7 protein-coding genes are annotated in these 8926 nt (G+C 60.1%); 2 read left to right on the top strand and 5 right to left on the bottom strand.

From position 1 onward, the window contains the following. Positions 1–130 precede the first annotated feature (130 nt). Positions 131–412 carry a barstar family protein gene (locus tag AB6724_RS21505; RefSeq protein WP_369340581.1) on the bottom strand — a complete coding sequence of 94 codons (282 nt, stop codon included), beginning with the start codon at positions 410–412 and terminating at the stop codon, positions 131–133. Between the two features lie 153 nt (positions 413–565). On the opposite strand from AB6724_RS21505, the gene AB6724_RS21500 reads away from it, so the two are divergent. After that, a complete protein-coding gene (locus AB6724_RS21500) occupies positions 566–955 on the top strand; it encodes a hypothetical protein (RefSeq protein WP_369340580.1) in 390 nt (129 codons plus the stop codon). 275 nt (positions 956–1230) lie between these two features. Here AB6724_RS21500 and AB6724_RS21495 read toward each other — a convergent pair whose 3' ends face one another. Both AB6724_RS21495 and AB6724_RS21490 read right to left on the bottom strand, forming a co-directional pair. Beyond that, positions 1231–1605 (bottom strand): steroid Delta-isomerase, encoded by a 375-nt coding sequence (locus tag AB6724_RS21495; RefSeq protein WP_369340579.1) that lies wholly within the window; start codon positions 1603–1605, stop codon positions 1231–1233. Positions 1606–1614: 9 nt separating this feature from the next. After that, positions 1615–2388, bottom strand: coding sequence for a 3-alpha-hydroxysteroid 3-dehydrogenase (locus tag AB6724_RS21490; protein WP_369340578.1), 774 nt, complete (start codon positions 2386–2388; stop codon positions 1615–1617). Positions 2389–2612: 224 nt separating this feature from the next. Between AB6724_RS21490 and AB6724_RS21485 the strand changes: the two genes are divergently transcribed. Next, positions 2613–4739: an NAD(P)/FAD-dependent oxidoreductase gene (locus AB6724_RS21485; RefSeq protein ID WP_369340577.1), complete on the top strand. Its 2127-nt coding sequence runs from the start codon at positions 2613–2615 to the stop codon at positions 4737–4739. A gap of 382 nt (positions 4740–5121) precedes the next feature. Here AB6724_RS21485 and AB6724_RS21480 read toward each other — a convergent pair whose 3' ends face one another. Both AB6724_RS21480 and aspT read right to left on the bottom strand, forming a co-directional pair. Beyond that, positions 5122–6714: a bifunctional aspartate transaminase/aspartate 4-decarboxylase gene (locus AB6724_RS21480; RefSeq protein WP_369340576.1), complete on the bottom strand. Its 1593-nt coding sequence runs from the start codon at positions 6712–6714 to the stop codon at positions 5122–5124. 44 nt (positions 6715–6758) lie between these two features. After that, the gene (aspT, locus tag AB6724_RS21475) at positions 6759–8444 is read right to left on the bottom strand and encodes an aspartate-alanine antiporter (protein ID WP_369340575.1); all 1686 of its coding nucleotides are present in this window, start codon (positions 8442–8444) and stop codon (positions 6759–6761) included. Between the last annotated feature and the right edge of the window lie 482 nt (positions 8445–8926).

Raw genomic sequence — 8926 nt, 5'->3', positions numbered from 1 at the left:
GATGTGCGAGGCGTGGGAAAAAGATCCAAGTCGCTTTAGACTTCATCCGCACCATCTCACTGTGGGACTGAACATCTTAACGCCTTCTCATCAACAGCCATTCGACACAAGTGGCTAGTTGCGTGCTCTGCTAATCGATACAAATCACGACCCACTTTGACTCAGCTGCTATGCGCCTGAGCGCGGAAACGAATTCACCATTTCTCCACGTCGAAAGACTATCGGTGTGAACAAACCGCAAGGCGCAGTTGTCGCCCGGTGAACCGGGTCCACCAACTGACACCGCATCCCAAAAGGCGTTGAGATTCCGGCCAAAGTAATGAGCGCCATCAGGCTTCACTTCAGCAAGGTAAGCTGCCCAGAATTCCGCCTCGCTTTTCAAGCCTCGGCATTCGATGGTGTACTCGCGCATGTGTTTTCTACTGATGAAGAGGCCGCTTCTGGCCGCCTCCAGAGGCAGACCGCGACCCGTTACGGACCTTCGATTTTCTCCAATGCAGTCATTCAACATGCGTAGCCAACCGGACTGATAGGATGAAGTTTCTACTCCACATCCTACTGGTCAATGAAATTCGAGATTGAGGGCAAGGCAGACATTTCAGCCCCCACGCCTGCCCAGATCAGCCGTGCAATAAAGTCATTGCGTAGCTATGGGCCATCTTCGTATGCCTCTCTGACGAATGAGAGTGGCAGCTATGTCCAGATTGCAGGGGGTGGCGTCACTTGCATGGTCGAACACTTTGATGCCAGCACAAGTGCGCGTTCAAGAGCCTTCCACGATAAGCCCAATCCAGTGTTCCCGGACGGGACCATATTGGCGTTTCGGGCGGGAAATATTCCGATGCAATCTGACGAATGGTTCATGTCGACGCAGGTCATCGACATATTTTTAACGTTTCTGAGTCATGCATCGTTCCCAGCATATGTTCACTGGCGACCTGCGCCAGGCTTTTAAGCTGCGAGTGCTTGAGCTATCAAAAAGTATCCGGGCAACTTTGACCACGCTGTGCTCGTGATCGTCTGCGGACGAGGAGAGCTCGCGGAACGACTCCAATTGGCCGATACCCGCCCATTACCCTTACCGACAAAAATCATCCGCTATCAAAACAAAAGCTGCTTGCGCTTTGATTGCATGAATTCAAGAAGCAAACCACCTAAATTCAATACACATCAAGCGCAGGCAGCTTCTAATTCAGGAGCAGATTGCACCTGCTCCGCCGCAGCGATCCATCAGAGCTGGTGCATATTCTGCGGGCCGAACAGCGCACGCATGCTGACGATCTTGCCAGCAGCATCAAAGCGGAAATGATCTATGGGGGCGATCGTGGTCCGGCGGCCCTGATGTTCAAAGCTCACGGTGAATGCAAAAGCCGCCTCGTTCGCAACCGCGCGCACCTCGCCCTGCAGCTCCACGCGCAGCGGCAGCTGCAGGGCCTTGGCATAGAAGGCGCGAATGGCATCCAGCCCCCGCCTGGGCTCGGAGCCCACCGGGTCCTCCACCGTGGCGTCCGCGGCGTACAGCGCCACGATGTCTTCCAGATCCGAGGCATTGAGTGCGGCGACATAGCGCCGCACCACGGCGCTCATGTATTCATAGGTATTCATGGCGCGGCATCAGAACTCGGTGGGACGCATCATGGCGTCGATGCCGCCGTCGATCACGATCTGCGCACCGTGCACATAGGCAGCGCCGGGGCTCATCAGGAAGGCGATGACCGAGGCCATCTCCGCGGGTTCGGCACGGCGGCCCAGCGGCGGCACGAACTTGGCGATCGACTCGCCGTAGCGCGGGTCCTGCAGACCGGCCTGCAGCAGCGGCGTCTCGGTCGCTCCGGGGGCGATGGTGTTCAGGCGCACGCCGGCCTTGCCCCAGTCGGCGGCGCGCTTGCGCACCGCCACCGTGAGCGCATTCTTGCTGCCCGCATAGGCCAGATTGCCGCCCTGCTCGCCCGCGTTCTCCACAATGGCGCGGGCGCCGGCCTCGTCGCCGGCCTCCAGCGCCGGAGCCAGCGGGTTCTTCTCGAACGGCAGATGGGCCGAGGCCACCGAGGAGATGACCACGGCCGCGGGCTGATACCCCTGCTTCAGTGCGGGCAGGAAGGCGTCCATCAGCTCGGTCGCACCGAAGTAGTTGACCGAGACCACATTGCCGACCACCTTGGTCTGCGGGCCCAGGCCTGCGCACAGCACGATGCCGTCGAGCGTGCCCGCGCACTGCTCGAGCGCCGCGGCAATCGCCTGCTGGCGGCCTGCGGCGCTGGAGAGGTCGGCGATGACCTCGGCGTCGCGGATGTCTATGCCTATGATTTTGTGGCCCGCGGCCTCCAGGGCCTGGCGGGTGGCGGCGCCGATACCGGTGGCGCAGCCGCTCATCACGATGGTGGACATGTCTCTTCCTTGTTTGCGTGGTTGTGATGGCGCCCATCAAAGCCCATCACACGCGCGCAGACTACATGCAAACGGACGATGTGATTCCGGCGGGGAAAATTTACCGTGGCTGCTCCCCCCCGGCGCCCGGCCAGAGCGGCGATAGGCGCGCTGCCCGCAGAATCGGGGCCGCTCGCACCATCGCCGCCGAACTCGGCCCACAAACTGAGGAGACATACAGAAAAATGAGCAATCCCCACGCATCCCTGCTGCAGCCAGGGCGTATCGGCACCATGGAGCTGAAGAACCGCATCGTCATGGCGCCCATGGGCGACAACTTCGGTGGCACCGACGGCAGCTGCGGCGAGAAGACCCAGGCCTATTACGAGGCGCGCGCCAAGGGCGGCACCAGCCTCATCATCATGGGCACCACGGCCATCTCCTGGCCTTCGGGCACCAGCGAGCCGCACCAGCTGGGCATCTCGGACGACAGCTTCATCCCCGGCCTGGCCGAGGCCGCGCGCCGCGTGCATGCGCATGGCGGCAAGATCGCGGTGCAGATCAACCACAGCGGCAAGGTGGCCGCCCACGACCGCGCCTGCGGCCGCGAAATGTGGGTCTCCTCCATCCCGCCCGATGCGCCCGTGCCCGAGGCCATGCGCACCATCACGCCCAAGGAGTTCTCGACCTTTGTGGGCGTGGGCCCGTATCCGGATCGCTACCGCGTGATGGACAAGGCCGATATCGCGCAAATGGTCGAATGGTTTGCGGCCGCCGCCGTGCGCGCCAAGCAGGCCGGCTTCGATGCGGTGGAAGTGCATGGCGCGCACAACTACATGCTCGCCAACTTCCTCTCGCCCTACTTCAACAGCCGCACCGACGAATACGGCGGCAGCTATGAAAACCGCAGCCGCCTGCTGCGCGAGGTGCTGACCGAGGTGCGCAGGCGCGTGGGCCCCGACTACCCGATCTGGGTGCGCCTGGATGCCGAGGAAATGCACACGCCCGGCGGCATCACCATGGACGAGGCACTCAAGACCGCCAAGCTCTGCGAGGAGCTGGGCGTGGACGCCATCAGCGTCTCGGCCTATGCGCGCATGCCCACGGGCTCGGCCTTCACCGATGCGCCGATTCCGCAGAAGCCCAATGCCTACCGCGAGTTCGCGGGCCGCTTCAAGAAGGCTGTGCGCATCCCCATCATCTCGGCCGGCCGCTGGGAGCTGGACGATGCCGCGGCCGCCGTGGCCGGCGGCGAGATCGACTTCGTGGCCATGGGCCGCAAGCTGCTGGCCGAGCCCGAGCTGGCCAACAAGCTGCAGACCAATGCCGCGCAGGATGTGCGCCCCTGCATCTACTGCTATGCCTGCGTGAGCGAGATCTTCGTCAACCGCGGCATCAAATGCGCCGTCAATGCCCAGACCGGCCACGAAGCCACCAAGATCATCACTTTCGCCGAAAAGCCCAAGCATGTGCTGGTCGTCGGCGGCGGCCCTTCGGGCATGGAAGCCGCGCGCGTGGCGGCCCTGCGCGGGCACCGCGTGACCCTTGCCGAGCGCAGCGACCGCCTGGGCGGCACGCTGTTCTTTGCGGCCCTGGCCTACCCCGAAAACGGCCGCCTGCTCGACTACCTGGTCAAGCAGATGCAGCATCCGCAGATCGAGGTGCGCCTGAACACCACGGTGGATGCCGGGCTGCTGGCCGAACTCCAGCCCGATGAAATCCTGGTCGGCACCGGCGCCAGGCGCGCGGCCCCTGCCATTCCAGGCGCGGAGCAGAACCATGTGTGGAGCGGCGACGAGCTGCGCCGCCTGATGACGGGCGACCGCGCCGACGAGATCGCCAAGGCCAAGCTCAGCCTGGCCGAGCGCGCGCTGTTCAAAGCCGGCGGCATGCTCAAGGTCACGGACAGCACGGCCGCCATCCAGAACCTTTCCAAACTGTGGATGCCCCTGGGCAAGCGCGTGGCCATCATCGGTGCGGGTCTCGTGGGCATGGAGCTCGCTGAGTTCCTGCTCGAGCGCGGCCGCGAAGTCACGGTGCTGGACCCCGGCACCCACCCGGGCACCGAGCTGGCCATCGTGCGCCGCTGGCGCGTGTACGACGCCGTCACGGCCCACGGCAAGCTGCGGATGCAGGCCAATGTCACCAGGATAGAGCGCAAGGAAGTGGTGTGGACCGACAAGGCCGGCGCCGAGCAGCGCACGGCCGCCGACTCCGTGGTGCTGGCCATCGGCGCCGAGGCCGATGCGACGGTGGCCGAGGGGCTGCAGGCGCTCAGCACCATCCCCGTGCGCCGCATCGGCGACTGCCAAGACCTGGGCTATATCGAGGGCGCGATGCACTCGGGCCACGCCGCAGGCCGCGCTGTCTAAACTACGCTTTTCATAGCTGAAGCCGCCTGCAACCATCGGGTTGCAGGCGGCTTCTTATTGAGCTTGATTGTTTTGAACCGAGAGGAAGGGAGCTATATAGATTGCTTGGCACCAAGGTCTGATATCGGCCAGAAGCAGTCCTTAAAGGTGTCCCCACCGGCGACTGCTTCAGGCTGATCTGAGTCATTCACGGTCCAGTGCTTGAACGACAGCAATCGCCAACTTGTCTCGGCAGCTGAATCGATTCAGCGTGGACTGTCCCTAGGGGCAGTCCACTTCGAAGACCTCGACTCCATGCTCCCGAAGCACACGAGCCAAGCCAGCGCCAAGGTCACGGTGCAAACACATGACCTTGTTCTGGCTTAAGCGTTGGTCACCCAGGTCACTGATTTTGCTTGATGTACTCTTTATAGAGTTCATCTGCCATCTTACGCAGTGCGCGGCCGATAGCCGCGTATTCGTATTCATTGAGATTGGCCAGCGAGGCTCGGCCTGAGGGTCGATCCGATCCGAATCCGCGTCCTGGCAATAGGACGATGCCGGTTTCTTCGGCGATTCGGAACAGCATGTCTCCGGTCGACGACTGCTTGACCGCCCATTTGGAGAACGCTTCACCGTAGAGTTTTGAAGTCACCTCCTGCAGATCGAGCAAGGTGTAGTAGTTGACTGCATTCGAATCCTTGAGTGGAGGCATGCCGAGTTCACGATACAGCGTTGCTTCACGGCGTCGGATCAATTGCTTGAGAGTCTGCTTGTAGTCATCGGCCTCGTCCATCAGCGCGAACAGCGAGAACAAGGCCATTTGCACCTGTTGAGGCGTGGACAGCCCTGCGGTGTGGTTGAGCGCCACCGCACGACTGTCGGCCACCAGCCGATCTATGAATTTCAGGGAGCGCACATCGGGCAGCAGCGAGCGATAGCGGTGATCCAGAGCCTGCTTTTCCTGTTCCGACAGTTTGCCGAGCGCGCTGTCGAAAACATTGTCCTTATGCGCAGCAATCACCCCCAGGCGCCAACCTGTGGCGCCAAAGTACTTGGAGAACGAGTACACGAGTAAGGTGTTCTTGGGGCAGATCGCGAAAAGCGACAGAAATTCATCGGCAAAAGTGCCGTAAACATCGTCGGTAAGAATCATCAGGTCTGGGCGATGATCCGCAACGATGCTGCGGATGCGCTCCAAGCTGCGCTGATCCATCTTCACGGAAGGCGGATTGCTGGGATTCACGCAGAAGAACACCTTGATGGCCGGGTCCTTAAGCTTGTCCAGCTCGGCGTCCGGGTACTGCCAGCCGGCCTCAGGATCGGCATTGATCGCCACTTCTTCGAGCGCGTACTGGGCCAGTTCTGGAATCTCGATATAGGGCGTGAAGACCGGCATGCCAATGGCCACCTTGTCGCCCGCCTTGAGCAAACCATTGAGCTTCATGCTCTCGAAGATATAGGCCATGGCGGCAGTACCACCCTCGACCGCAAACAAGTCCACGGATTCGGCAGGAACCGCGCCTCCAGCCATTTCACGGATGATGTACTGGCGCACGATTTGTTCGCTCACGTTCAGCATACGCGGGGGTACGGGATAGTTGCAACCCAGGATGCCGTCCACCATTTCGTGAAGAAAAGAGGCCGGGTCCAGCCCGAGCTGATCGCGTACATAGCTCAGGGATTTACCGAGGAAGCGAACCCCTTCCTGATCCCGATGTTCGGCGATATAGCGTTCAAAGCGTCCTTCGATGCCTTCAATCTTGGCCAATCCTCCCACTCCCACCGTCATATACGAGTAGGAAAGTTCTGACTCCGCCGCCGCAAAGAGCCCCAGCCTGAAAAAAGCTCTTCTTGGCGTGGTTGCCAGAAAATTGGGATTGCCCCGCCCTGCATTCAACATGAGGCGGTTTGCCTTGCTCGAGGCAATCTTGATCAATTCATCCTTGAGCTCAAACGGGCTCAAATTCGCCAGACTCTGATAATCCTTGCTCATTTCGCAGCTCCTTCCATTCGTCTTAGGGAATCAACTCGAGGGTTTCACGCGAAGGCGATGACCAGCGGCCCCAACAGAGTTAGGAACACATTGGCCAGCGCATAGGTGATTGCAAAGGGAGTCGTGGGAATCGAATTCCCAGCCTTGTCCAGGACCTCGCCAAACGCGGGGTTGGCGCTGCGTGCTCCCGCCAGCGAGCCCGCAAATACCGCCACGTTGTCATAGTGCAAGACGTACTTGCCGAACAATATGGCGATCAGCAGTGGAACGATGGTCACAAGCACGCCGAGCAGGAATAGCGTCAGCCCCTGGTCCATAACCGTGCTTACTGCCTGCTGGCCCGATTGCAGGCCTACCATGGCGACAAAACCCGCCAAGCCCAGGTCACGCAGCAGCGTAGAGGCAGCCGTCGGCATGTTTCCCATCGTATGCTTGCGGCTGCGCCACCAGCCAAAGAGCAAGCCTGACAACAGTGCTCCACCGCCGCTGCCCAAAGTGATGGGGATAGAGCCGACGCGCAGTACCAAAAGCCCAATCAGCAGGCCAATGACGATTCCCAGGCCGTGAAAAACCCAATCTGTCTTGTCGCTGGGAACAATGATAGGACCCACAGACTGGGCAGCCTTCTGCACATCCTGGGGCGTACCAAACAAGGTGACCACATCGCCGGGCATCACCATGGTTTCGGCGGTGATCGGCACCGGAGAGCCCGCACGCATCAGCCCCTCCACATAGACGCCGTGCTTGACCTCTTGCGACAGGCTATCGAGGATGTCCTTCACGCTGCGATTCAAGTACTGATTATTGGCAATGGCAACGTCGCGCCGCACCATGACCACATCCATACCCTGCGCACTTTGCATCTCGTCGCCCAGCAAGGCCCCGAGTGACACCACGGCAGCACGGCGCCCTACCAGCAAGACGATGTCACCAGCTTCCAGCACCAAGCTGGGATCGATCCCCACCAAGGCGTTCTTGCGCTGGATGCGCTCCACGGTCACCCTTCCTTGAGTCGCACTGGCTTCCAGCTCCGCAACGCGTTTGCCCGATTGGCTCGCACGAAAGATGCGCCCGACCAAATCAGGAGCCGCAGGCGACTCCCCCACCCCATAGACCCGTACGCCCTTGAGTTGCTCCTGCTCGGCCTGAACAGCATCTTCGCGGATGTTTCGACCGGTAATCCACGACAGGACATTGACGCACATGATGATGGCTCCGAAAGAGCCAAAGATATATGTGACCGCGTAGCCTATGGCCACATTGGCCTGCATGCGCTGGACTTCCTCGGCTCCAAGCCCCAGCTTCTCGATGGCGGAGCCCGCGGTGCCGATGATGGCCGACTGGGTGAGCCCGCCCGCAGCCAGCCCCGCGGCCAGGCCCTTGTCTAGATTGAATATCCGAGCTATTACCACCACGGTGATCAGCCCCGTCAACGCTACCACCACGGCCATCAGTATCTCTTTGACGGAGTGACGCCCCAAAGAGCGAAAGAACTGCGGTCCACTCTCAAAGCCGACCGCATAAATGAATAGCGCGAACAACACAGCCTTAATGCCGGAATCGATCTGTATGCCCACCTGACTGATCAACACCGCAGCCAACAGCGAACCAGCCACCCCGCCCAACTGGAATGATCCGAACCTGAACTTGCCGACCCAGTAGCCCAGGGCCAAAGACGCAAAAAGCGCGGCTTCGGGCGATTGGTGAAAAATGCTCTTCAGTAATTCCATGGCCACCTCTGTTTCCGGATTAAAGGCTCAAGCAACAAATATCCCGCCCAAAGCCCTGAAAGGGCCTCAGAGTTGCTTGGACTCAGGAGAAAGGGTTTGCTAATAGGAAGCAGGCATCGAGATCGCCTATCTCAAAAAAGATGCCATGTCCATTGGCTGGATTGGTTTTTATTTCTGCTATTTATAGCAGCTATTAAAGACAATGGCGTACGCAAATTTATGACACCGCTAATTATTTAATACCTAAAGCACATCAGCGACAGAGGATACGGTGGTGCATAAATCGTCATTCTGAATCGACCCGGATGGCCGCTATGGAGCGGCGATCGATAGGTCGCGATGGGTTATGAGCAGCGGCAATCGCTGTATTTCAACCCTTGTTAACGTGCATCCGAAATACTGCTCAGGGTCTACAGGGACTTTCCGGCAAGTCAACCGTTGACCTTGCATATTTCTGCCTCCGTCGTTGTTTAATCAGCGAT

The organism is Comamonas guangdongensis, assembly GCF_041079535.1.
Classification (GTDB): Bacteria; Pseudomonadota; Gammaproteobacteria; order Burkholderiales; family Burkholderiaceae_C; genus Comamonas; species Comamonas guangdongensis.
The sequence above is the reverse complement of the archived record's forward strand: the minus strand, read 5'-3'. Positions and strand labels throughout refer to the sequence as shown.

What these genes read in the sequence shown, in the direction of transcription:
- AB6724_RS21495 (WP_369340579.1), bottom strand. Translation starts at nt 1,605, where the DNA reads ATGAATACCTATGAATACATGAGCGCCGTGGTGCGGCGCTATGTCGCC.
- AB6724_RS21500 (WP_369340580.1), top strand. Translation starts at nt 566, where the DNA reads ATGAAATTCGAGATTGAGGGCAAGGCAGACATTTCAGCCCCCACGCCT.
- AB6724_RS21505 (WP_369340581.1), bottom strand. Translation starts at nt 412, where the DNA reads ATGCGCGAGTACACCATCGAATGCCGAGGCTTGAAAAGCGAGGCGGAA.
- aspT (WP_369340575.1), bottom strand. Translation starts at nt 8,444, where the DNA reads ATGGAATTACTGAAGAGCATTTTTCACCAATCGCCCGAAGCCGCGCTT.
- AB6724_RS21485 (WP_369340577.1), top strand. Translation starts at nt 2,613, where the DNA reads ATGAGCAATCCCCACGCATCCCTGCTGCAGCCAGGGCGTATCGGCACC.
- AB6724_RS21490 (WP_369340578.1), bottom strand. Translation starts at nt 2,388, where the DNA reads ATGTCCACCATCGTGATGAGCGGCTGCGCCACCGGTATCGGCGCCGCC.
- AB6724_RS21480 (WP_369340576.1), bottom strand. Translation starts at nt 6,714, where the DNA reads ATGAGCAAGGATTATCAGAGTCTGGCGAATTTGAGCCCGTTTGAGCTC.